This window comes from Candidatus Niyogibacteria bacterium, assembly GCA_016432485.1.
In the GTDB taxonomy this organism is placed as follows: Bacteria; Patescibacteriota; Minisyncoccia; order HO2-45-28; family HO2-45-28; genus HO2-45-28.
In genome coordinates this window covers 162,472-187,449 of the sequence record CP066691.1, presented here as the reverse complement: position 1 = coordinate 187,449, position 24,978 = coordinate 162,472, and the positions used below count along the sequence as shown (strand labels likewise).

Annotated in this window: 22 protein-coding genes; 17 read left to right on the top strand and 5 right to left on the bottom strand. The window is 43.5% G+C overall.

From position 1 onward, the window contains the following. Positions 1-51: 51 nt before the first annotated feature. The 14 genes from HYY55_00905 (at position 52) to HYY55_00840 (ending at position 14,746) form a co-directional block, all read left to right on the top strand. On the top strand, positions 52-1,743 hold the full coding sequence (locus tag HYY55_00905) for a PAS domain S-box protein (GenBank protein ID QQG46391.1): 1,692 nt from the start codon (positions 52-54) through the stop codon (positions 1,741-1,743). 17 nt (positions 1,744-1,760) lie between these two features. Next, positions 1,761-2,150 carry a response regulator gene (locus HYY55_00900; GenBank protein ID QQG46390.1) on the top strand — a complete coding sequence of 130 codons (390 nt, stop codon included), beginning with the start codon at positions 1,761-1,763 and terminating at the stop codon, positions 2,148-2,150. Positions 2,151-2,154: 4 nt separating this feature from the next. Next, on the top strand, positions 2,155-3,816 hold the full coding sequence (locus HYY55_00895; GenBank protein ID QQG46389.1) for a hypothetical protein: 1,662 nt from the start codon (positions 2,155-2,157) through the stop codon (positions 3,814-3,816). Further along, on the top strand, positions 3,813-5,540 hold the full coding sequence (locus tag HYY55_00890; GenBank protein ID QQG46388.1) for a hypothetical protein: 1,728 nt from the start codon (positions 3,813-3,815) through the stop codon (positions 5,538-5,540). The genes HYY55_00895 and HYY55_00890 overlap by 4 nt, the downstream gene beginning before the upstream one ends. Positions 5,541-5,855: 315 nt before the next feature. Then, positions 5,856-6,188: an HPF/RaiA family ribosome-associated protein gene (locus HYY55_00885; GenBank protein ID QQG46387.1), complete on the top strand. Its 333-nt coding sequence runs from the start codon at positions 5,856-5,858 to the stop codon at positions 6,186-6,188. Positions 6,189-6,259: 71 nt separating this feature from the next. Continuing rightward, entirely contained in the window at positions 6,260-7,573 is a 1,314-nt protein-coding gene (gene speE, locus HYY55_00880) for a polyamine aminopropyltransferase (GenBank protein ID QQG46386.1), read from the top strand. 92 nt (positions 7,574-7,665) lie between these two features. Then, positions 7,666-8,091, top strand: a complete 426-nt coding sequence (gene speD, locus HYY55_00875; protein ID QQG46385.1) for an adenosylmethionine decarboxylase — start codon at positions 7,666-7,668, stop codon at positions 8,089-8,091. A 75-nt stretch (positions 8,092-8,166) separates the two neighbouring features. Continuing rightward, positions 8,167-9,486 carry a GTPase gene (locus tag HYY55_00870; GenBank protein QQG46384.1) on the top strand — a complete coding sequence of 440 codons (1,320 nt, stop codon included), beginning with the start codon at positions 8,167-8,169 and terminating at the stop codon, positions 9,484-9,486. Positions 9,487-9,494: 8 nt separating this feature from the next. Beyond that, on the top strand, positions 9,495-12,065 hold the full coding sequence (gene secA, locus HYY55_00865) for a preprotein translocase subunit SecA (protein ID QQG46383.1): 2,571 nt from the start codon (positions 9,495-9,497) through the stop codon (positions 12,063-12,065). 5 nt (positions 12,066-12,070) lie between these two features. After that, positions 12,071-12,463: an NUDIX domain-containing protein gene (locus HYY55_00860; GenBank protein QQG46382.1), complete on the top strand. Its 393-nt coding sequence runs from the start codon at positions 12,071-12,073 to the stop codon at positions 12,461-12,463. A gap of 21 nt (positions 12,464-12,484) precedes the next feature. After that, on the top strand, positions 12,485-13,159 hold the full coding sequence (locus tag HYY55_00855; protein QQG46381.1) for a hypothetical protein: 675 nt from the start codon (positions 12,485-12,487) through the stop codon (positions 13,157-13,159). 156 nt (positions 13,160-13,315) lie between these two features. Continuing rightward, positions 13,316-13,540: a type II toxin-antitoxin system HicB family antitoxin gene (locus HYY55_00850; protein QQG46380.1), complete on the top strand. Its 225-nt coding sequence runs from the start codon at positions 13,316-13,318 to the stop codon at positions 13,538-13,540. 402 nt (positions 13,541-13,942) lie between these two features. Beyond that, the gene (locus HYY55_00845) at positions 13,943-14,452 is read left to right on the top strand and encodes an AAA family ATPase (GenBank protein QQG46379.1); all 510 of its coding nucleotides are present in this window, start codon (positions 13,943-13,945) and stop codon (positions 14,450-14,452) included. 48 nt (positions 14,453-14,500) lie between these two features. After that, a complete protein-coding gene (locus HYY55_00840) occupies positions 14,501-14,746 on the top strand; it encodes a DUF1653 domain-containing protein (GenBank protein ID QQG46378.1) in 246 nt (81 codons plus the stop codon). 69 nt (positions 14,747-14,815) lie between these two features. Here the strand turns inward: HYY55_00840 and HYY55_00835 are convergent, their stop codons facing one another. Next, positions 14,816-14,962, bottom strand: coding sequence for a hypothetical protein (locus HYY55_00835; protein QQG46377.1), 147 nt, complete (start codon positions 14,960-14,962; stop codon positions 14,816-14,818). A 142-nt stretch (positions 14,963-15,104) separates the two neighbouring features. On the opposite strand from HYY55_00835, the gene HYY55_00830 reads away from it, so the two are divergent. Both HYY55_00830 and HYY55_00825 read left to right on the top strand, forming a co-directional pair. After that, positions 15,105-16,328: a hypothetical protein gene (locus HYY55_00830; protein QQG46376.1), complete on the top strand. Its 1,224-nt coding sequence runs from the start codon at positions 15,105-15,107 to the stop codon at positions 16,326-16,328. 78 nt (positions 16,329-16,406) lie between these two features. Then, positions 16,407-17,234, top strand: coding sequence for a hypothetical protein (locus HYY55_00825; GenBank protein ID QQG46375.1), 828 nt, complete (start codon positions 16,407-16,409; stop codon positions 17,232-17,234). A 36-nt stretch (positions 17,235-17,270) separates the two neighbouring features. On the opposite strand, the gene HYY55_00820 is transcribed toward HYY55_00825, so the two are convergent. Next, positions 17,271-17,804, bottom strand: coding sequence for an elongation factor P (locus HYY55_00820; protein QQG46374.1), 534 nt, complete (start codon positions 17,802-17,804; stop codon positions 17,271-17,273). A gap of 127 nt (positions 17,805-17,931) precedes the next feature. Between HYY55_00820 and gatB the strand changes: the two genes are divergently transcribed. Then, the gene (gene gatB / locus HYY55_00815) at positions 17,932-19,395 is read left to right on the top strand and encodes an Asp-tRNA(Asn)/Glu-tRNA(Gln) amidotransferase subunit GatB (GenBank protein ID QQG46373.1); all 1,464 of its coding nucleotides are present in this window, start codon (positions 17,932-17,934) and stop codon (positions 19,393-19,395) included. On the opposite strand, the gene miaA is transcribed toward gatB, so the two are convergent. Genes miaA through HYY55_00800 form a run of 3 tightly spaced genes read right to left on the bottom strand, consistent with a single transcriptional unit; the run spans position 19,378 to position 24,664 of the window. Further along, on the bottom strand, positions 19,378-20,298 hold the full coding sequence (gene miaA, locus HYY55_00810; protein QQG46372.1) for a tRNA (adenosine(37)-N6)-dimethylallyltransferase MiaA: 921 nt from the start codon (positions 20,296-20,298) through the stop codon (positions 19,378-19,380). The genes gatB and miaA overlap by 18 nt on opposite strands. Further along, positions 20,261-21,469: a threonine--tRNA ligase gene (gene thrS, locus HYY55_00805; GenBank protein ID QQG46371.1), complete on the bottom strand. Its 1,209-nt coding sequence runs from the start codon at positions 21,467-21,469 to the stop codon at positions 20,261-20,263. Before thrS ends, miaA begins: the two co-directional genes overlap by 38 nt. Before the next feature lie 9 nt (positions 21,470-21,478). Continuing rightward, entirely contained in the window at positions 21,479-24,664 is a 3,186-nt protein-coding gene (locus tag HYY55_00800) for a DNA polymerase III subunit alpha (GenBank protein ID QQG46637.1), read from the bottom strand. Positions 24,665-24,978: the final 314 nt, after the last annotated feature.

Here is a 24,978-nt window from a genome sequence, read left to right as displayed (position 1 = left end):
ATCCGCAAAGGGGCGTTACGATAGAAGCCCACAAAAACAGCGATTAAACATATGTTTAAAAAAAGACGTCTTGCGAACAGGTTTTCTTTGTTTACGTTTATTTTCCTGTTTTTTCTTGTTTTGGCTCTGAATTTCGGCGTAAGTTACATTTTAAAAAATTACTTGCTTGAAATAAGTAGTTCTTACGTCGCGCAGTTGATCCGGGTTCACGCCAGCAAGGAGTTAACGGAGGACGACTTTTTAATAGAAGACCCCCCACTGGTCAGACAAAAGTTTTGGTTTTTTTTCCAAGATATTCAGGCACCCAACATAATCAGAATTAAGGTTTGGGACAGGGGCGCGAGGATTATTTTTTCAGATGACGCGACTATTGTCGGGCAGAAATTTACGGATAACGAAGAATTTAATAAGGCGATTTTGGGAGAGACGGTCAGTGAAATTCAGGAGCCAATTAAATCGGAAAATAAATCCGAGCGGTCTTATTCCCAACTGATGGAAATTTATGTGCCGGTATTTTTTATGGAAAGCCGGACGCCAGCGGGCGTAATTGAGACCTATTTTAATTTGGACGAAATCAACGCGTTAATGGCGCGTGCTCGTTTTTTTGTTGGATTGTTTATTTTTTTAGCAATTTTTATTTATTGGCTTACGCTCATATTTTTATTCAGAAAAACGGCGCAAGAACCGATGCGCGAAATGGAAAAATACAAATTGGCTGTTGAAAACGCGTCTGACCATATCATCATTACCGATAGTGACGGCGTTATTATGTACGCCAATAAGGCAGCGGAAAAGACAACCGGATATTCCCTGGAAGAAATGATTGGCGCCCGCCCGTCTTTATGGGGCAAAAAAATGCCGCAGGAGTTTTATGAAAAGATGTGGAAAACCATAAAATACGATAAAAAAGTATTTAAAGGCGAACTTAAAAATCAAAGAAAAAGCGGAGAAAATTATTTTGCCGAGGTCACGATTGCTCCGGTTTTGGACGATAGAGGCAATGTAATCTTTTTTGTGGGCATTGAAAGAAATATCACCAAAGAAAAAGAATTGGAAAAAACCAGAACGGATTTTATTACGCTGGCGTCGCACCAATTAAGAACTCCGCTTTCCGGAATCAAGTGGCTTATAGAGACCCTGCAAAAAGGGGTTTTGGGGGAATTGAATCCGAAACAAAAGGAGTACATTGACGAGATTTATCGCGCAAACGAAAAAATGATCGTATTGGTTTACGACATGCTTAATGTTTTGGGTCTTGAGGGCATGAAGAATATCAAAAAGGAAATAATTGATGTTGATTCATTATTAAAAGAATTATCTGATTCATTTGAACCCGCGGCAAAAAGCAAGGGGGTTGAATTTAAACACACCTCTTCCGTTTATGGCTTAAAAATAAAAACATCACGTGATTTTTTAAGCACCGTACTTGAATGTTTTATTTCAAACGCGATTAATTATTCAGATGCCGGGAAAAAAGCGGTTTTGGATATAAAAGATGGGCCGGACGCGATTATTTTTTCGGTAACGGACAGCGGAATAGGTATTCCTAAAAACGAAGAAGGCAGGATTTTTGAAAGATTTTATCGCGCCTCAAACGCCAAAGTGATGAAGCCGGACGGCACCGGGCTCGGCCTTTATATTGCCAAAATTTCTGCCGAAAAAATAGGAGGGTCGATATATTTCAAATCCGAAAAAGGAAAAGGGTCGACTTTTTATTTACGCCTTCCTAAATTGGGAAATTAATAATTTAAAAAATAATTATGAACAAAGTTTTGATTGTTGAAGATGAAGAGTTTTTGGTCCGAGTTCTTAAGGATAACCTTGAAACTGAAAATTTCAGCGCGGATGTCGCTATGGACGGCGACAGCGCGATTGAACGAATAAGAACGAATCGCCCGGACATTGTCTTGTTAGATTTGCTTTTGCCGAAACGCGACGGATTTTCAGTACTTGAGGAGATTAAAAAAGATCCCGCGCTAAAAACGATTCCGGTAATCGTGCTTTCAAATCTGGGGGGAGACGCCGATATTAAAAAAGCTCTTTCGCTCGGAGCCGAAAATTATTTCGTCAAATCCCAGCATCCTATTGAGGAAGTCATAGATATGGTCAAGGCATACCTTGGCGGTCAACGTTCTTCTTCGGCGCAGTAATCGCATGCTTAAAATTAAAAAATTTTTAATCGCGGGCTTGCTGATTTTACCTTTTATTTTAGCGAAGGCGGCTCAGCCGACTGGCGCGGTTAAATTTGTGATTTTGAATCCGGATAATAGCACTGTAGGAATTCCAGTTTTGGTCACAGTTCAAGCTCAAAAGAGTAACAACCAAGTTTATGCGGTTTATCAAAACGATGTGACATTGGTTGCGAACGGTTCGGCCACAGGCGGAGGGCTGATTGATATTGTGAACGGAGTTGGAATTATTTCGATAAATGATTCTGTCGCGGAAACCGTAAATTTGTCTCTCTCCGATACAGAAGGGACTGGGTTAGACGTGAGTTCTACGCGGCAAATAGTTTTTGGCCCTGCCGAAAACGCTTCTTTTGTCCAGAGCGATTTTTGGTTCCGCGACGACGACGGTTCAGAGACTAGCGCAACCGGGTGGGACGTTGAAAACACGCTTCAAAATTCCCAACAAAACCCTAGAAGCCATTTGGAATATCCAAGTAAGTTCAGATTGAGGTTTGGTATTCGTGTTAAGAACGCGGCCGGGACAATTTCTCCACAATTAGAATTTAAAAAAGTATCTGAAAATGAAAGTTGTTCAAGTTCAGGCGGATGGCAAAGGATTTCGGGATCAAGCGGCAAATTCGTTTTAAGCTCCTCCCCTTATTTCACCGATTCATCTGTGACAACTCAGCAAATTACTTCAGGGGCAGGTTTTGTGTCGGGACTTATACTGAGTTCTGTCAATCCCGCACCTTCGAGATCAATGCTTAAAAACGAAAAAACAGAATACGAATGGGTTTTGGAAGACAAAGAGGGTTTCGTTTTTGAGGATGTTTATATTTTTAGAATAACCGATGCCGGTTCGCCTTTGGATACTTATCAAAATTGTCCCGGAATATTTTTTCCGCCAACGCCAAAATTCTCCATTCCCCCCACAAGAATCCGTTTTTCGGGGCAGGCGTTCCCTGGAGGAAGCACCTTTATCGTAGACAAAGACACTAGATACGAAAAAGTTTTAAGCCAAGGCAAGGTTTTAACTGAAGACGGAGTTTTTAATATAGAATTTGTCGGAGTGCTCCAGGGACAGCATGGTTTTGGCCTGGTTATTAAAGATAGCGAAGGCCGGAAAACCCAGACCAAATTTTTTAATATAGACACGATTTCAAATAGTTTAACTAAAAAAGAAATATTTGTGCCCCCGACTTTGGGTTTCGCAAAATCGGCCGTCACGCGCGGCGAATCCTTAGTGATTCTGGGCTATGCTTCACCGGGCCACAAAGTCCGCGCTGAAGTTGACGGCAAGGTAAAAATTGAAGCTGACGCGGGAGACGATGGCTCGTATAAAATTATAATCCCCACGGGGGAATTGGAATTCGGCACTCACGGCATTTACGCGAAACAGGTTAATCCGGCGACCAAACAAGAAAGCGATCTTTCCCCGCTTAATTCTTTTACAGTTTCCCGTCTCCAGCAGGTTAGCGCCGATTTAAGCAGTGATAACGTTGTTGATATAAGGGATTGGAGTATTTTTCTCGCGCTCTGGGGTTCTAAAAAGAAAGAAGAAGCTAGGGGGAAAATTGATTTTAATAATGATGGTAAAATTGACGTATCGGATTTTAGTATTTTTATTCGTAGCATAAAAAGAAAATGAAACATAAACATATTTTAATGTTACTTGGGTTATTATTGGTTTTTTCTTTCGCCGGCTTGGCGGAGGCCGCGACCATTTTTGCATCGCCTTCAAATTTAGACGCGGGAGTTGGGGATGAAATAATCATGGATATAAAAATAGATAGCGAGGGCGCCGGATTTAACGCCGGTCAAGCCGTTATCCGTTTCCCAAAAGAAACATTAGAAGTAGTTTCTCTAAAAAAAGACGGATCGGCTTTCAGTTTTTGGCTTGAAGAGCCCAATTTTTCAAATAACGAGGGCATTGTTTCATTTATTGGCGGAACGCCATACGGAGTTTCCGGAAGTTCAATTCAAATTTTAAAAATTGTTTTTAAAACCCGCGGAAGCGGACAGGCCGAGCTTCTTTTGCCTGAAGCCGCCATAACCGCGTCCGATGGCAGCGGTACGAATATTTTGTCAAAAATCAGTGGCGCTTTAATAAGCGTTTTGCCGGAAATAAGCCGGCCAGCAGTCCCAGAGCCGCGGCAAATTACGAGGACTCCAGCTGCTGCCGCCGGATTGCCGGCAAAACCGGAAATATCTGTTCCGCTTTACCCCGACCTTTCTCGCTGGTATAACATTTCGGATATTTTTACGGCGCGCTGGGATTTGCCGCCGGATGTTTCCGGCGTGAGTACCGCCTTAAATACCCAGCCCAACTATGCGCCTACGGCGGTATCGGAGGGCTTGTTTGAAGAAAAAACATTTGAATCGCTGAGCGACGGCGTGAGTTATTTTCATATTCGTTTTCGCAATAACATCGGCTGGGGACCTGTTTCCCATTATCGTCTGGCGGTAGATACCCGTCCGCCGGCGGGTTTTGAGGCGGTTTCTTTAGAGGGTTTGTTTACGGATAATCCATCGCCGACTTTAAATTTTCAAACAACGGACGCTCTTTCTGGAATTGCCGAATATCAAATCCGCATAGGCGTTGGAGACCTGATAAGAATCCCCGCGGATGGATTTAACGGAGTTTTCAAGTTACCTCTGCAGGCGCCGGGCAAAAGACAAGTTGTAATTAGGGCCGTGGATGCGGCCGGAAACGGAGTTGAAAACGGTTTGACGCTTGAAATTCTGCCCATTGATTCTCCGGTCATTGCTTTTATAACCTCGGAAGTTTTTTCCGATGACGAAATTCCGCTGGCAATTAACGGCACTGCTCCGGCTAATTTAGATGTGCTTTTGAGCGTGAGGCGTTTGTTGCGAAATGATAAATATGAAATTACCGCGCAAAAAGTAGTTCGTAGTGACGAAAGAGGGAGGTGGGAAGGCACTTTTGATGCTCCGCCAAAAAACGGAGATTATGTTGCAATTGCTCAAAGCCGTGACGATCGCGGCGCTTTGAGTCTTGAGGTTGCGTCTGATGAAATTAAAGTAAGAAGCAAACCGATTATTTCAATCGGCTTCATATCGCTTGGCAAAGGAGGAACAGCTTTATTGCTGCTTTTAGTATTAATTGTTGGGTTCGGAGGGGGTACGTGGTTTTATAAAAAAAGGGAAAATAAGTTGGCTTTACGCGTTGTTTTTATGCAATCCGAGATAACAAAAATATTCGGTCTTATTATGGAAGATATCGAGGCACTTGATGTGGCGCGGCGAACTCCGACTCCCGTAGATGACGAACACATTCTTAACAATTTGAAAGAAAAAATTAAAAAAATGGAATCTTACGCGAAGAGGGGGATTGAAAAAATAAAAAAATAAAAAGTTATCCACAGTTTCGTAAATTTTTTATTGTAAATCATTTTTTAAGTTGCGATAATTAAATCAGAAGCACTTTGCACAAGTAGATGTAAAAAATTTTATAATTTTTTACGCTCTGCAGTTGTTAGAAAACAATGAACATAACGCGGTCGATGTTTGTTGCTTCGAATAATTTAATAAAAAAATGGCTAAGAAAAAGAAAAGAAAGGCGGCCAAGAAAGGAAAAAAGGCCAAAAAAGCCAAGAAACGCCGCCGTTAGCGGCCGAAGAAAACGCTCCGATGGACATCGGGGCGTTTTCTTAATAAAATATTATTATGCGCGTGAATTTAAAAACCAAAAATATTGATTTGACGTCGTCAATTGAAATATTGGCGGAAAAAAAACTGGTTATGCCGATTGAAAAATTAATATCCGGGATTGATAAAAAAGCCGACTTGTTTTTTGATATTGAACTGGGGCGCACCACCAAACATCATAGTAAAGGAAAAATATGGCGATGTGAGGCGCAATTGGATTTACCCGGCATAAAAAGCATGATAAGAGCCGAGAGTTTAGCCGAGAGTTTGCGCGCCGCCGTTGACGAAGTTAAAAGCGAAATTTTAAGCGAAATAAAGAAATATAAGGAAAGAACCCGCGTTCAGGGGTAAATCCTCTTGCGTCGCTGTCATTTCATGCTATACTTTTAAGCGGTTGTTTCATTTTTGTAAGGAGGAGAAAAATGCCCCTAATCAACTACGGAAAAAAACGGGACGAACTTTGGTTCATTGAAAATTTGCACGGAAATGCCGAATACGCGGTTAAGGTGAATAAAGTTTTAACGGAGGAAGAAAGTCCTTTCCAGCATCTTCAGATTTTTGACACAGCGCGTCTCGGAAAAATTCTCGTTCTTGATGGCATTGTCCAGACATCGTCCGTGCTGGAGTTTAGCGCTCCATATGGCGAAATGCTGGCTCACGTTCCTTTGATATCGCATCCGAATCCGCAAAGAGGTTTGATTATAGGCGGAGGGGACTACGAAATCGCCCGTGAAGTTTTTAAACATCTTTCAGTAGAACATCTTGATTTGGTTGATATTGATAGGCGTGTCGGAGAACTTACGCTTGAGCATATGTCCGAATTCACCGGAGGCGCGGAAAAAGATTCTAGGTTGCATGTTCATTCCGAAGACGGCGCCGAATTTGTGAAAAATGTTCCCAATAACCATTACGATTTTGTTTTGATTGACTCTACCGATCCCGGAGGACCGTCCACACCCCTTTTTAACGCCAGATTTATCAGAAATGTTTATCGTATCTTGAAGCCGGGCGGAATCGTGGCGCGCCAAGTCGGATCTCTGCAGTTCCAGCCGGATGAAGCGCCGTCAAATTTCCGGTGCATCCAAAGCATTTTCGGCGAGGCGTCGCTTTATATTTCTTCTATCCCAATTTACTGGGGCGGACTTTTCGGGTTCGTAATCGCGGTTAAGTCCGGAGCTTTGGCCCAAAACTTGGATTTTTCAGAAATTAAATCGCGCTTTGAAGCGAGAAATCTGGACACAATCTATTACAGTCCTGAAATCCATCAAGCGGCCTTTCTGCTTCCTCCTTACATAAAAAAGCGCCTTGAGACGGTTTATGGTTGTGAACTCATCATGGAAATTGAAGGATGCGATTTGGATATTACTGATGCCGAAGAAAGATGCAAAGAGTTTGTGGAGCGTCTTTGTGAAAAAATAAACATGAAGCGTTTCGGCGGTTTTCAGTATTACAATTTCGGCCACGCAAAATCCAAAACATCCGGTCCGTCTTTTGTGCAGCTGATAGAAACGTCCAGCATAGTGGGGCATGTAAGCAATTATTGGGACGGCACGCTGTATCTTGATTTGTTTACCTGTAAAGATTTTGACCCGCAGGTCGCTGTTGATTTTGCCCGCGAATTTTTTGGAGCGAGAGTTGCTTTCAGCGTATTTTTAGAAAGAGGATCCGTTCGCAATTCCGCGAGAAAAAAGCTCCATGTTCTGGGCGAATTTTGTTCCGAGCGCAAAAATGGCTGATTTAAGTTTTCCACACCTTGATTTATCGCAGTATTGTCCTATAGTTTTGTCAGTTGCACTTTTTGCGGAATTTTTACCGAAGGAGGCGTGTCATGAGCGAGGAAGAGGTGCTTCATGTTGGTAAAGAGACATTAGCGGAGTTTTCTGGTTGTCGCAGAATATTTAAAACAGCCGGAACTTACAGAAAGCATGCCGTTGCTGCCGCAAAAGCAGCCGGGGCAACAGTAAAGAACGCAGCCGCCTTTCACAGCGGAATTGGTCCGGGTTTTCGTGAAAACGGTAGACAATCAATTTCCCATACATTTTCACGAGCCGCGATCACTATTGTCGTGGTTTTGGCGGAATCACACATCGCGATTCACACCTGGCCCGAATTTAAATTTGTCGCGGTTGATATTTTTACCTGCGGTGAAAAAGCCATAAACAAGAAAGCAATTGAATACCTTAAAAAGATTTTTCAGCCGAAAGAAGTTAAAACCGAAAGTTTCAGGAGAAGGGTTAGAATTTTTCCTGATTAGAAAGCCGATCTCAGGGGTCGGCTTTTTTCTTTGTCGTTGAATTCCCCCTAAAAATAGTTTAAAATTAAATTTGACATGAAAAAAAGGCGAATTTTAATCTTAGGAGCCGCCGGACGAGATTTTCATAATTTTAACACCGTTTATAAAAATAACGGGTCTTTTGAAGTCGTCGCTTTCACGGCCTCGCAAATACCTGGAATTGCCGGAAGAAAATATCCGGCGAGCTTATCCGGGAAATTGTATCCGAGCGGTATTCCTATTGAAGATGAAAATAATCTTGAAAATATAATCAAGGAAAAAGATATTGACGAATGCGTTTTGTCTTACAGCGACCTTTCTTATACATATGTGATGCGTCTTGCCTCGCGAGTTTTATCATCAGGAGCTACTTTCTCCATGCTTGGAGCCGCGCAAACCATGCTTGAAAGCCGAAAACCCGTAGTCGCGGTAACCGCGGTTCGCACCGGATGCGGCAAAAGCCAGACCACGAGAAGAATCGTGGAAATTCTTCGCGAAGCCGGCAAAAAAGTAGCCGTAGTCAGGCATCCGATGCCTTATAGCGACCTTGCGAGTCAGGCGGTTCAAAGATTTTCCGAAATAAAGGATTTGGAAAAACATCATTGCACCATTGAAGAGATGGAAGAATACGAACCGCATTTGGCGCGGGGAAGCGTGGTGTTTGCGGGAGTTGATTACGGGGCCGTTTTGGAAGCGGCGGAAAAAGAAGCCGATATAATCGTCTGGGACGGCGGAAATAACGATACGCCATTTTTTAGGCCGGATTTCAGCGTAGTTGTTGCCGATCCCTTTAGGGCCGGACACGAAATCGGCTATTACCCCGGGGAGATAAATTTCCGCATGTCCAATGTCATTCTCATTAACAAAGTTGATCCGTCAAATGAAGAGGGAACGGCGCGCATTGAAGAAAACGCCAAAAAATATAATCCGTCCGCGCGCGTTATAAAAAGCGAATCAATCGTGACCGTGGACAATCCGGAAATCATCAGAGGCAAAGCGGTACTCGTTATTGAAGACGGGCCTACGGTCACGCACGGCGATATGAAATTCGGCGCGGGCATGGTTGTCGCTAAAAAATATCAGGCCTCAAGGATAGTTGACCCGCGGCCTTACGCTCTCGGCGGAATACGCGAAGCGTTTGCCAAATATCCTCATCTGGAATGCGTTTTGCCCGCGCTTGGCTATGGCGAAAAACAAATCAAAGAACTGGAAGAAACTTTAAATAAAGCGGAAAGTGACGCGGTGATCGTGGCTACTCCCATTGACCTTGGCCGATTTATCAAAATAAAACAGCCGTCAACCCGCGTTCGCTACGAATTGCCCGAAAGAATTAAAGATGAATTGAGAGCCGCGCTTAAGGAAAGAAAAATTATATAAACCCATAAATGACTTTTTTTTCAAAAATATTAGGCGATTCCAACGCCCGCTTTTTGGCTAAATTAAAGCCATTGATTTCAAAAATAAATTCGCTTGAGCCGGAATTTGAAAAACTTTCGGACGAAGAACTGGGCGCAAAAACCGAGGAGTTAAGAAGCGCCATAAAAAGCCGCCCCTCGACAGGCTCGGGGTTGCCAAAATCTCTTCAAGAGATTTTGGCAGATGCCTTCGCGCTCGTTCGCGAATCAGCCAAACGAACCTTGGGGCAGCGTCATTTTGACGTTCAGCTTTTGGGCGGAATTATTTTGCATCAAGGGCGCATCGCCGAGATGAAAACAGGAGAAGGCAAAACCCTTGTGGCCACACTTCCCGCCTATTTAAACGCGCTTGCCGGAAAGGGAGTGCATATTGTTACAGTCAATGATTATCTGGCGCGCCGCGATGCCGTTTGGATGGGGCAGATATATCATTTGCTTGGGATGAGCGTGGGGTGCATCAACCACGAACAAAGTTTTATTTATGACCCGAATTTTCAAAATTCAAAAATAACCAATAACCAAGAAACAATAACCAAAGACGAAACCCGCGATACTCTTGGAGCGTTTAAGGTTGTTCATGAATATCTGCGGCCGTGTTCAAGAAAAGAGGCCTATAGAGCCGACATAACTTACGGCACTAACAATGAATTCGGATTTGACTATTTGCGGGACAATTTGGCCTATAGCCCCGAGCAAATGAGCCAGCGGGGGCATAATTTTGCCATCGTTGACGAAGTGGACTCCATTTTAATTGACGAATCGCGCACTCCTTTGATAATTTCGGCGCCCGATTCGGAATCGGGCGAGCTTTACCGGCTTTTCGCCCAAGTCGTTGAAGGGCTCCGGGAAGGGCGCGATTATACGATTGATGAAAAAATGCGCGCTTCCTCCATAACCGAAGAAGGTATAAGTCGGGTAGAAAAGACGCTGGGAATAAAAAATATTTATGCCGAAGGAGGAGTGAAATATGTCCATCATATGGAGCAGGCCCTGCGGGCTAAAGCGCTCTATAAACTTGATAAGGATTATGTGGTGAAAAACGGCGAGGTGATAATTGTTGACGAGTTTACGGGGCGTCTTATGCCGGGACGCCGTTGGTCAGAAGGTCTGCATCAGGCCGTTGAAGCCAAAGAAAGAGCGCCGATTCAAAAAGAATCGCGGACAGTCGCTTCAATTACTTTTCAGAATTATTTCCGGCTTTATAAAAAACTTTCCGGAATGACCGGAACCGCGGTTACTTCGGCCGAAGAGTTCGGCAAGGTCTATAATTTGGAAGTCGCGGTTATCCCGACCAATAAACCGTTGATTAGAAAAGACCTCTCGGATAAAATTTTTGCCACCGAATCCGGAAAATGGCAGGCGGTGATTCGCGAAGTAAAAAATCGGCATGAGAGTGGGCAGCCGATTCTTCTCGGAACGGCTTCAATTGAAAAAAATGAACACATTTCAGCGCTTTTAAAAAAAGAAGGAATTAATCACGAGATGTTAAACGCCAAAAATCATGAACGAGAGGGAGAGATTATCGCTCAAGCCGGACGAGTTGGCGCGGTGACCGTCGCCACCAATATGGCGGGTCGCGGCGTTGACATTGTTTTGGGCGGCAATCCGTCTGATACGGAGAAAGCGGCTAAAATACGCGAAGTCGGGGGGCTGTTCGTCTTGGGCACCGAACGCCATGACGCTCGCAGGATTGATAATCAGTTAAGAGGTCGTTCAGGAAGACAAGGCGATCCGGGAGAAACCCAGTTTTTCGTGTCTTTTGACGATAATCTGCTGCGCATATTCGGGTCGGAACGCATTAAAAATATGATGAAGACCTTCGGCATACCGGAAGACGAGGCGATTGAGAACAAACTGGTCTCTAGGTCGCTTGAATCGGCGCAGGCCAAAGTGGAGGGTTTTAATTTTGACGCCCGGAAACATCTTTTGGAATACGATGATGTGATGAATAAGCATCGCGCGGCGATTTATCGCAAAAGAAGCGAATCATTGTTTGCCGGACCGGAAGATATTTTCGCGCGAACTAAAGAGCTTTTTTTGGATGAAGCCGAAAAAGTAAAATTTACGCAAAAAGCGCGCGAAGCCGATAAAGATAAACTGGCCTTATCTCTTAAATTTTTATGGCTGCAGACCATAGATCATTTTTGGATTGAGCATCTGGAAATTATGGAATATATGCGTTCTTCAGTCGGACTTCGCGCTTACGGTCAGCGCGATCCGCTGGTGGAATATAAAAATGAAGCCGCGCGCCTTTTTCACGAACTTGAGGACGCCATTGAAAATCATGTGGCTGATATCGCTCTTAAAATAGGCGAGGAAGCTCCGAAACAAGAAAAGATGATTTTGGAAACCGTCCACAATGAAGCGGGCAAACAAATTGGCGACCACGGCAAAGCCGCGGCACCCGCCTTCGCCAAGGCTACGGCGGGTTCTCAAATTGGCGACCACGCTAAAAGCGTGGGCCAATTTGGAAAAGTGGGCCGTAACGACCCCTGCCCGTGTGGATCTGGTAAAAAATATAAAAAGTGTCATGGGGCGTGAGGAACATGGAAAATCATAAATTGTTCAAAGTAAATCAGAATGCGATTATCCAGAACGATGCTGGGGAAATTCTGATTTTACAAAAAGATGGTAAATGGATGTTGCCAGGAGGTAGATTAGAAGATGAAGGATGGTTACAAGGATTAAAACGAGAAGTTAAAGAAGAAACTGGGATTGAGAATTTTGAGGTGAAAGACATTCTCAATGTTGACATGAGCGATAGCGGCGAAACATATATTGTTACTTTCTTATGTCGAGTCGAAAATACACCTGATGTTATCTTAAGTCATGAACACCAAGAATATGACTGGCTGAAGTTAGAAGATCTTGAAAAATACGAATTTTGGCACGAAAAAATAAAAGATAGATTGAAAATTCTCCTGCGGGTTAGTCAGTAAACAGTAGAAGTGTCATGGGTCATGAGAGATGATAAAATTAGGATATCTATGAAGAAAAACTGGGAACAATTAATTTCTGATGCACATGAACCTATAGGAGAGGGGGCGGAAAAGAAAGTTTATCAAAGTCGTCACCATCCTGAGCGGGTTTTGGGTGCATATAAGCATCCAGAGTCACCGGGGTTAGTAAAAGCGAGATATTACCTGACAAAGATTTTACACATCTTGCTTCCAGAAAATATTGTGGATATTCATTTATCTTCGTCTCAACCCAATGCGGTAGTAAGAGAGAAAGTTAAGCTGGATGACCTTTATACAGAACTACAAAAAATTTATGTAAAAGCAGAATGGTCAGACGAGGACGAAAGACGACTCCGAGAATTAGAAAAGCAAGCAAGGGAACGCCAATATTATGACGAACATGATTTAATTCAGAATCTGCATAATCTAGGAATTGCTATCGATGAAGGCACGGATAACTTCGCTTACGATACGGCTGATAAGCTGAAATACTTCGAAGATTTTCCAGCACTGAAAATAGAGAAGGATGCAGTGAAGAGGTGTTTTAATGAGACTGCCCTGCAAAGCGCGATCGGCAAAATTACGGATGATAAATCAAAAGAGAAAGCACAAAGTTACTTGAATCGTCTAATGCATTTAATAGCCGTTGAGGAAGCAGAAATTAATCAGAAGTAATCCGCATGACATTTTCTGTTTTTAGGCAAATTCAACAGTTCGCAAGTTAGAAAAGTGCCTTAAAATAAAGAAAACTCCTGCGTGACAGTATTAAAAGTGTAGAAGTGTCATGGAGCGTAGGGTTGCAAAAACAAAGGATCTTGTTATATTAAAACTATGAACAAACGAGAATTTACGGCGGTATATCAAAAGCGCGGCAAGTGGACGGTGGCGTGGATTGAAGAAATTCCGGGCATTAATACTCAAGGACGGTCGCTCAAGGAGGCTAAAGAAAATCTTAAAGAAGCACTCCAGATGGTTTTGGAAGTAAATCGCGCGCTTGCGTCAGGAAAGGCGTTGGACAGCAAACGAGAAGCAGTACGCATCGCCGTTCCTGCATAGCTTCTATGAAGCGGCTTGCGCTCTTAAAATATTTGCGTGAGTATAAATGTCTTTTGATTCGCGAAGGGAGAAAACACTCACTTTTTCTTAATCCCGTATCACAACGCACCTCATCGGTTCCGCGCCACAACGACATCAACGATTTTCTTGCAGAAAAAATCTGCAAGGATCTCGGTATCTCCCCAATTCGCAGAAAATAAACAACGACCCCTGCCCGTGCGGAGCGACCAATGTCGACGGCCGTCCAAAAAAATTTAAACATTGCCATGGAAAAGGTCTGTAGGGGAAAGAAACAAGCGAAGCGAATACAATTAGCGACCTTGCGCGAGCGCAGTCCCGCACTGAACCGTAAGGTTCTAGTGCTGGGATATAAAAGATGTCACGGAGCGTAAGAGCATATTTATGAAAAAGAAAATCCTAATAATTGGTCCATCTGGCTCAGGAAAGACGTATATTTCGGCGGAGTTACGAAAGGGCGGGATTAACGCTATTGATGCTGATTTAGTTCTCGATTTATCTAGTTGGTTCGATAACGATGGAAAAGAAGTTGAATATCCGGAAGACGCCGATAAGGAATTTCTGAATAATCATGAATTTCTTTGGAACAAGGAATTTCTGAAAGATTATCTAAGGAAGCAAGACGAGATATATTTATTCGGATTATCGGGAAATGTATTTAATGTTACCGATTTATTCGATAAGGTGTATTTTCTGAAAGTAGAGCGACAAGTACTTACAGAGAATCTTCGCCATGAATCAAGAGAAAATCCGATGGGACGGACTGATTATCAGCTTGAGAATGCCCTAAAGTACGCCGAAGAAATCGAGCAGAAAGCAAGGGAATTAGGTATAGAAATTATAGATGCCACGGGTAAGTCGCCAGATGAGATTTTCAAAGAAATTAAACAATAAATCCGCGTGGGTTAGGTAATAAAAAGCGAAGGTGTCACGGGAAATAATATGATTAAGTTAGGAAAATATAGGCACTATAAAGGAAAAGAGTACGAGGTTATAGGTACTGCGCGGCACAGCGAAACGCTGGAAGAATTAGTGATTTATCGAGCATTATACGGAAATTTCGACTTATGGGCGCGGCCGCTTAAAATGTTTTTGGAGGAAGTAGAAGTTGATGGTAAAAAGATGCCACGATTCAAATATTTGGGCGATCCGCGTGGCAATTATTATAAGAAGTGTCACAGGAAGTAGGAGTGGAATGTAAAAAAGATGAGGCCCAACTCGGATGAGTTGGACCTCTGGGGGGAGTGGAGCGGCTTGCTAGAAGCCGCCGTCGGGAGGAGTGTCAGAAATTCCGAAACAGATCTTCGCCGACTCGATCACATCGTAGGGGTCGGTCGTCGGCTCGAGCTCCCGAAGCACCTGAACGATCTCCTTTACTGCTTCTTCTCTGGACAGCTTTCCCACGGCTCACCTCCTGTTAAGTTGTACTATTTACACCGTCTAAAGTATAACATAGAAGCATATAGTTTGTCAAGTTTTTGACTTTCGCGGCATTTTCAATATTTCAGCAGCCAGTTTAGACTTTCGCAAAAAAGTGCTAACATTTATGTTAAATATGAAAATTAGTTCCGCGCTTTTTGAGCATTTTTCTTTTTTTAGGAATAAAGAAATGGACGCGCTTTATGTGGCGTTGGCATTGATGAGCTTTGCTATAGGTCTTGTCGGTATTTTCGTGCCGGTGTTTTTGTGGAAGGAAGGCGAGCCGATTTGGCGCATCCTTTTATTTATTCTTCTGGACTCGGTCTACATTGTTGCCATTATTCTGGCTGTTTTGCCGTTTTTTCGCAGGCTAAGCGATAAAACATTGATGCTCGCGAGCCTTCCTTTCGCCGCGCTTTATTATTTGGGCCTTGATTTTATAAAAGAGCTCCCCTTGTTATTTTATTTTCTTCCCTTGTTACATGCTTCTTACGCCATATTTTTTAACACCGGTTATCATATTAATTTTACCGGGGCATCGGACGGCGATTATTTGGGCAGGGAAATCGGCGCGCGCCATCTCATCAGTTCTTTAACGCATATGGCCGCGCCCTTTTTAGGCGGATTGATTATCGCCTCAATTGGGTTTAAATACACTTTTGCTTTCGGAGCCGCTTTATTGTTTTTTGCGATAACGCCGCTTTTTTATTTTCCGGCACATAGAGCCTCGCCGGATTTATCAAGAAAAACTATAATAAAATATCTTTTTTACAAGCCGATTATGCCTTTTACCGTCTCGGGCGCGGGATATGCCATGGAAACCATAATCGGAAGAATAACGTGGCCGCTTTTCCTGTTTATAATATTGGGCAGCATTGAGAGTTTGGGCGCGATAATATCCTTGGGGCTTTTGGCCGGCGTTTTCGTCACTTTTTATATGGGTTTTCTTTCCGATGCCGGCAAAAGAAGAAAAATAATTCTTTGGTCTTCAGTTTTTCTGTCGGCGATATGGGCCGCGCGTTATTTTTTATTCCGCCCGGTTTTGGTTTCAATCAGCGAGCCGCTGGGAAATGCCGTCGGCAATTCTCTCGGTGTGGCTTGGGAAAGCCAATATTATAGGATTGCGCGCAGCGTTCCTGACGGCGCGTCATTTATTCTGAGCAGAGAACTTTTGTATAATGCTGTTCGCATCCCTTATATGCTGATATTAATGGTCGGAGCGTATTTTTTTGAACCGGTTTTGTTTTTAAAATCCAGTTTTGTGATTGCGGCTTTGGTTTCCCTGATGTTTATGTTTGCCAATATGACCCATACGAGCGTTGTGAGCCGGTCTTTTTTTAAAAATGCTTAAGATTACCGCTGGTCGAAAATTCTTGGTCCAAAGACTTAAGAGGTATAAGTCTTCTTATTTGATTTAATCTTACCGAGAATGCCTGAGCTTCCTGAAGTTGAAATTACGGCAACAAAACTTCAAAAAAGCGGCCTTGTGGGCCGAAAAATCATCAGTTTTCGTCTTTTTTCTCCCGCGCAATTTATTTCCGGGTTTAGTTTGAGTAAAGCGAAAAAAGATATTTTAGGCAAAAAAATTACGGTAATATTCAGAAAAGGGAAGACCGTTTTTATGACTCTATCCGGCAATCCGAAAAGAGCGCTGGCGTTTCATCTGAAAATGACCGGCAATTTGTACTCCGGTAAGGCCGGTGAACGTTTAGATAAGTCTGTCCGTTTTGCGGTTGGATTTGCCGGAGGAGCAGAATTGCGTTTCAGCGACGTAAGAAAATTTGGCCGGATTTGGTACGGCCTTGAAAAAGAAGTTTTATGCGAGAAGTATTTTGCGGCGCTCGGACGGGATATTCTGAAGGTTGCTTTTACGGAGTTTAACGAAAAATTAAGAGGAAGAAGAGGAATGATAAAACCAATTTTGCTGAGGCAGGATATTTTTTCCGGAATCGGCAATATTATTGCCGATGAATCTTTGTGGCTTTCAAAAATCCATCCCAAAACAAAGTCACATGATTTGGACGGCCGTCGGAATCGCGTTCTTTTCGGAAATTTAAAAAAAATTATAAATAAGATTTTAAAATCCGGCGGCACGAGCATGAGGGATTGGAAACATCCCGATAACGAGATGGGCGGCTATCAAAATAAGTTTCTTATATATGATCAAAAAATTTGTCCTAGATGCCGGCGCCGAACGGAAAAAATTAAAGTCGGGGGGCGAGGAAGCACTATTTGCCCCGGGTGTCAAAAAAACTAAAAGTAATATATTTACTCCCGATTGGACTAAAACATGTTACTTGCCTGTTTTTTCAGCGCGTTCCGCATATTCTCCGGTTTGAGTGTTTACGCGCACGATATCGCCTTCGTTTATGAAAAGAGGCGCTTGTATACGCAGGCCGTTTTCAAGTTCTATTTCTTTTGAGCCGCCTTGGGCGGTGTTTCCTTTATCGGCGGGCGGGGCGGATTTAACGACATAATCAATTTTTATGGGAATTTCTATGCCGAGCAGTGTCTCGCCGAATTTTTTGAAAATGACTTCAAGGTTTGGCTTAAGATATCGCGCAATTTCACCGGCTAGCTCCGAGTTTAACGATACTCTTTTAGAAGGATCACTCGGATAAATAAAAGTAAATTCATTCCGATGTGAAAACAGGAACTTCATTGGTTCGCGATCTATTTCGGCTTCTTTGAATGATTCGTTTTGATGAAAGCTTCTTTGCGTTATTTTGCCCGTAGCCAGATTTTTTATTTTGGCCTGTACCACGGGTTTTCTTTGCTGCATGCGTAAAAACTGCGATTCAAGCACCTCGTAAGGTTCGCCATCCATCACGAAATACACCCCCTTTAATAAATCTGTATACGAAAGCATGATTTTGATAATTTCTAATTTCTAATTAACCTAATAAAATTATAGCAATAGAATAATTAATAATTTTACTCTATAATACCATCATATGCAATTTAAGCCGACAATCGGGTTAGAAATTCACGTCGAGCTGAATACGGAGACAAAAATGTTCTGCGAGTCCTTAAACGACTCTCAAGAGACCCATCCGAATATGAATGTTTGCCCCGTCTGCATGGGGCATCCGGGCACTCTGCCTGTCATAAACAAAGAAGCGGTTAAAAAAGTAATTTTGACGGGGTTAGCTTTGGGCGGAAAAGTCGCGGAGTATTCGCGATTTGAGCGCAAAAACTATTTTTATCCCGACCTGCCCAAGGGCTATCAGATTTCACAATATAAACATCCTTTGGTTTATGGCGGAGAGTTAGTTTTGCCGGATTCCGGCAAAAAAATAAGAATCAGGCGGGTTCATCTGGAGGAAGATACCGGACGTTTAATTCACGAGGGTCTCGGCTCCGGCATAAAATCGGAGCAAGTCTCATTTGTTGATTTTAACCGCGCCGGAGTACCTTTAATGGAATTGGTTACCGAACCGGATATTTCATCGGCTGATGAAGCCAGCGAATTTGCCGAAGAACTTCGTTTGCTTTTACGCGAGCTTAATGTTTCGGATGCCGATATGGAAAAAGGCCAGATGCGTCTTGAAGCCAACGCTTCTCTAGATATGGGGACGAAAGTTGAGCTGAAAAACATAAATTCTTTTAACGCGCTTCGCAGGGCTATTGAATATGAGCTGGAAAGACAGGCGGGTATTTTGAAAGCCGGCAAGAAAATTGTCCATGAAACCAGAGGTTGGGATGATGCCGGACAAAAAACATTTTCGCAAAGGCGAAAAGAAGAATCTCATGATTACCGTTATTTTCCAGAACCCGATTTGCCTCCGATTGAAGTCTATGGGGATGATGAATTGAATCCTGAAACTTTGAAATTGAAATTGCCGGAATTGCCGCGGCAAAAACGAGCCCGCTTTCAAAAAGAATACGGGCTTGCGGCCAAAGATTCCGCGCTTATTGTCTCTGATAAAGGAACGGCAGATTTTTTTGAAAAAGCCGTTTCTGAGCTTTTAGAGTGGAGCAGCCACGATAAAAAGCCTCAAGCGCTAAAACTTGCTTTTAATTATTTAATCTCCGATCTGCAAGGACTGGTTAAAGAAAAAGAATTGCCGATGAACGACCTTCTGGTCTCTCCGGAAAATTTTGCCGAGCTCATAAAAATGATTTTAGAGGACCTCATTTCCTCGCGGGCAGCCAAAGATATTTTACGCGTTATGGTTGAAGAAGGCGGCGATCCTTCTGATATCGCGCGCGAAAGGGGACTTAACCAAATTTCAAACGAAGGCGCGCTTGAAGAAATTGCCGAAAAAATTATTGGGGCCAATCCCCAAGCGGCAGCCGACTATAAATTGGGTAAAGAAAACGCTCTTCAATTTTTGGTGGGTCAAGTTATGAAAGAAACTAAGGGCGGCGCCAACCCCGAAGTCGCGCGCGAAACGCTTTTAAAACTTCTTAAGTAGTTTTTCGGCCTCTCTTCGTGTTTTAATCCATCGGATATTTTTATTGCGCTTAAACCAGGTCATTTGGCGGCGGGAATAACGCCAGATTGAAATTAGCAGTCCTGAAATCATTTCGTCTTTTGAAATTTTGCCGCGCAGATATCTTGAAATCCAGCGCGGTTCAAGGCCCAAGTCGTCCAATCGTTTCCAGCTTACTCCTTTCTGGCGCAATTTCTTTATTTCCCGAACCATTCCGGCTCTAAGCCGTTTATTTAATCTGGAATTTATTTTTTTTCTTAATTCCTCCGGTTTAATCTTTGTTCCTATCCATAACACATCAAAATATTGATATATTTCATTTCCCGATTTTTTATTCGCGATTTTTTTAGATGGGGATTTTGCTATCTCAATTGCCCGGATCAAACGGCGTTTGTTTTGGGGCTCAATTGTTTCGGCTCTTTTTTGGTCTAACTTTTTCAGGATTTTAAAAAGGACCGTAACCGATTTTTTCTCAAGGTTTTTTCGCAGTTTCCAATCGGGCGCAACGCCCGCCGTTTTCATCCGACCAAGAGCCACATCTATATAAAATCCGGTTCCCCCGACTATTATCGGGATTTTTCCTCGTTTTTGAATATCCACAATGGCTTTTTTTGCGCATTCGGCATAGTTTCCGGCGCTGAATACGGTTTTTGGAGACACTAAATCAAGGCAATGATGGGGGACACCCGCCATTTCACTCGCGGTTATTTTGCCCGAAGCCAGATTAAGGCCTTTATAAATCTGCCGAGAATCAGCCGAAATTATCTCGCCGTTCACTTTTTTGGCAAGACGCACTCCCAGCGCGGATTTACCGGAAGCTGTCGGACCGACTATGACTATTATTTTTTTACTTATCGCCTGTTGAGATTTCTTTGGCAAAATCATCTAATTTCATTGATTTCTGCTCTTTTTTTCCGCGTTCGCGCACATTTACAGTTCCGTCTTTCTCTTCTTTTTCTCCGATGACCAAAATATAAGGAATTTTCTGCAATTCGGCTTCGCGTATTTTTTTGCCGATAGTTTCATTGCGGTCATCCAGAAAAACGCGCAAATTTATTTTGTGAAGGTTACGGATAATTTCAAGACAATATTTTTTAACTTTGTCGTTAATGGACAAAAGCGCGACCTGAACCGGCGCCAGCCATAAAGGCAAAGCTCCGCCGTTTTCTTCCAGCAGTATGCCGATAAAGCGCTCGAAGGAGCCAAAAATAGCGCGATGAATGACCACCGGTTTTTCTTTTTTTCCGTTTTCACCTATGTAGTAGAGGTCGAATTTTTCAGGAAGCATAAAGAAATCAAGTTGTGAAGTGCCCAACTGCCAATCGCGTCCCTGTGAGTCACGGATATGCACTTCAATTTTAGGCCCGTAAAAAGCGCCCTCGCCCGGAGCCTCCTTAAAAGGTATTTTATTTTTTTTAAGGGCTGATGCCATAATTTTTTCGGCTTCATCCCATAATTCTTTTTTGCCCAGGGCTTTTTCGGGCCTTGTTGCCAGAAAATACTCGGTTTTAAATCCGAAAAGTGAATAAAACGAATTTATTTCTTTTATTGTTTTTGAAACTTCATCTTCAATTTGATCCTTCCGGCAATATATATGGGCGTCATCCATTGTCAGTTGCCTTACCCTGAACATTCCTCCCAGGGTACCGGAGCGTTCATTGCGATGGAGCCTGCCGATTTCAGCCAGCCGCAAAGGTAAATCTCGCCAGCTTCTAACTTTGGAGCTGTAAATATAGGTTGATTCGGGGCAATTCATCGGTTTAAGCGCCAGCGTGTCGTTCCCGTCTTTAAAATAAAACATATTCTCCCGAAAGTATTGCCAATGCCCGGATTTTTCAAAAACCTCTTTTTTAACCAAAATCGGCGTTGAGGTTTCGCTGTAGCCTCCCTCGTCGTTAATTTTTCGCGCATATTTTTCCAGCTCCCTAAAAATTATCATGCCTTTCGGATGCCAGAAAGGCGCCCCGGGCGCCACCTCCTGAAAAGAAAATAAGTCCAATTCTCGGCTTATATCTCTATGGTCTTGGGACGGTTTTTTGTCTCTGTCTTTAGCCATTTATATATTTTATAATACCCTTATTTCGTTGGCAATTAAAGCCGTACGGCCGTTTCGATGGCTTATTCTTCCTTTTATTTTTATTCCTTTTTCTTCAATAATAAGCGAGCCGTATTCGGTAAGAGTTCTCGGAAAGACAATTGCTTCCATTGCTCCGGAAAGATCAAGAAGTTTAAGAAAAACCATCGGTTCCCCCTTTTTAGTGGTAATTTTTTGAATGCTCTCTATCATTGCTCCAACCGAAGCCGGAGCGCCGTCAACCAGAGTCTTGGCGGTTTCTATCTGCATTTTTTCTTTTTTGAGTTTGTCTTTCATTTTTTCAAGAGGGTGGCTTGAAATGTATAATCCGAGAAGCTCGCGCTCCCAGCGCAGTTTTTCTTCGTCAGTCGCGGGACGGGCCGCGTTCAATTTAAGCTGGGGGAGGACGGCGCGGTCATTCATTAAGCTGAAAAGCGAGGATTGGTTTTGCGCCCGGGTTTTGGCCGAATCCCGATGATATGAAAGAATCGCTTCCAGATTATCCAGCATCTGGTTTCTTTCGCCGATATTGTCAAGCGCTCCTGATTTTATCAGCGACTCCAAGGATTTTTTGTTTAAATCTTTGGACGGCGATCTTTCCAGGAGGTCTGCCAAACTTGAATACGGGCCGTTTGTTTTTCTCTCTTCTATAATCGCCGAAACAGAGTTTGAGCCGACATTTTTAATGGTGCGCAACCCGAAACGGATTGTCGGATTTTCTCCGATCCTGGGGGTGAACCCTTCGTCACTTTGATTTATATCCGGAGGCAAAACGGATATGCCTGATTTTTTCGCCTCATTAACCAGAATCGCTATTCTTTCAATATCTTTTTCGTCGGCGTTCATTAGAGACGCCATAAATTCAAGCGGGTAGTGGCATTTAAGCCACGCGGTTTGATAGGCGACTAAAGCGTAGGCTGCCGCGTGCGAGCGGTTAAAACCGTATCCCGCGAACGGCTCTATGATTTTCCAAAGTTCTTCGCCAATCCCGCGGCTATTTATCGTTTTCTCCGCTCCCAAAATGAATTTTTCTTTTTGTTCGTCAAGAAGTTTTTTGATTTTTTTGCCCACGGCTTTGCGCAGAGTATCGGCTTCGGCCAGAGTGAAACCGGACGCGGCTTGAGCGGCTTGCATAAGCTGTTCCTGATAAATCATTATGCCGTGCGTTTTTTTGAGAATCGGTTCAAGCTTTGGATGAAGATAGGTTGCCGGCTCCCGGCCGTGTTTTCTTTTTATGTATATGGGTATCATTCCGGCATCCAGCGGCCCCGGACGATAAAGAGAAATCATCGCGATTATATCTTCTATTTCCGTGGGCTGGAGGTCGGTCAAAAAGCGCGTCATTCCTCCGCCTTCAAGCTGGAATACGCCTAAAGTCTGGCCGCGAGCCAGCATTTCAAAAACTCGCGCATCTACGGGATTCATTTTATCAAAATCAACGGTATTCCCCGTCCGTTCTTTGATTAATTTGACCGCGGCTTCAATGATGCTGAGGTTTTTTAATCCGAGGATATCCATTTTTAAAAGGCCGAGGTCTTCAATCGCGTGCATTTCATACTGGGTTACGATTGTTTTTTCGTTTGTGTCTTTCCCGCGCGCGGCGTATTGCAGCGGGACGGTGTTGACCAGAGGTTCTTTGGTTATCACTGTTCCGCAGGCGTGTACCGAGGCGTGTCGCGCCACGCCTTCCAGTTTTCGCGCCGCGTCAATGAGTCTTTTGGCGTCAGGGTCGGTTTCGTATGAATTTTTAAGCTCGGCGTTATTTTCCAAAGATTCGGTCAGGTTTTTGCCGAAAGCAATCATTTTAGCCAGGGTATCGCAAAAAGCATAAGAAAGATTTAAAGCGCGTCCGGCATCGCGGATGGCTGCCCGAGCGGCCATTGTCCCGAATGTTATTATCTGCGCCACATGGTCGGAGCCGTATTTTTCGGTCATATATTCCAAGACTTCGTCGCGGCGGGTATCAGCGAAGTCCAAGTCTATATCCGGCGGGCTTACGCGGTCCGGATTCATAAATCGTTCAAAGAGCAAGTCGTATTTTATGGGGTCAACGTTAGTTATGTTGGTCAGATACGATATGAGCGACCCTGCCGCGGAGCCCCGGCCCGGACCGACTACTATTCCTTTGTTCTTGGACCAATTGGTTATGTCCTGCACTATTAAAAAGTAAGAAGCAAAGCCGGTTTTTTTGATGACCGCAAGTTCGTAATCAAGCCGTTTTTTAATGGCTTCGGATACGTCATCGCCGTAGCGTTTTTTAAGTCCGTCAAGACACAATTTTTCCAGATAAGAATCCGCGCCGTGTCCTTCCGGAAGAGGATAGTGAGGGAAACTTATTTTTCCGAGCTCCAGTTCAATATTTATTCTTGAAGCAATTTCTAAAGTATTGGCTATGGCTTCGGGCGCGTCCCGAAAAAGATCCGTCATTTCTTTCGGGGACCTCATGGAAAAATCGTCGTTTTTCATAGTCATCCGGTCGGCATCGTCCAACCTGGAATTTGTTTGAACTGCTAGCAGCACATCTTGGGCCTGAGCGTCTTCTTTGGAAACATAATGAATGTCCTGCGCGGCAATAGTCGGGATTTTAAGGTCGCGCGCAAGCTGTTTCAGGGCTTTTTGCGCGCGGTCATGATTTGGTATTCCGGGATGATGCGAAAGTTCAATAAAAAAGTTGTTTTTTCCGAAGATTTCTTGATATTCAAACGCGAGTTTTCTGGCTTGGTCAAAGTCGCCGGCAATCAAAGCTCGCGGTATTTCGCCGCCCATACAGCTTGAAGTGCCGATAAGGCCTTTTGAATATCTGCGCAGTATTTCTTTATCTATGCGCGGTTTATAGTAAAATCCTTCAAGATGCGATGCCGTGACCAATTTTAAAAGATTTTGGTAACCCTCGTTATTTTCAGCCAGAAGCACGAGGTGAAAACGTTTTTCATCAAGTCCGACTTTTTTTGAATGGCGGGAGGTAGAGGCGAGATACGCCTCCACGCCTATTATCGGTTTAATTCCCGCGTTTTTTGATTTTTGATAAAACTCAATCGCGCCGTAAAGATTGCCGTGGTCAGTTAAGGCCAAAGCGGGCATCCCGTATTCCGCGGCGGCTCTGACCAAATCGTCTATTTTAGCCAAACCGTCAAGCAGACTATAGTGGCTATGCGTATGAAGGTGGACAAATGACATTATGTTTGGAGTTATTTTAAATTTTAAAACATTAAAAAGAGAATGGAAAGGTGAAAATGCCTTAAAATTTGGTAAATAAAAAACGCCTCGTGCGAGTGGTCGCACGAGGCCTGATGATGGATGACGGTATTCGCCGTCTATCATCGATAGAGGAACGGTTGAATTAAGAACATGCTCGCAAACGCAGAAAGTCCCGCGATTGCGCCCCCCGCCGACATTGGCAGGAAAGAGAAGTTTGATATCCCCAGTGCCACTATAACGCCCACAAAAAGGCCAGTCAGTGTGAGAATCAAGACATTTTTCATGGTTTACCT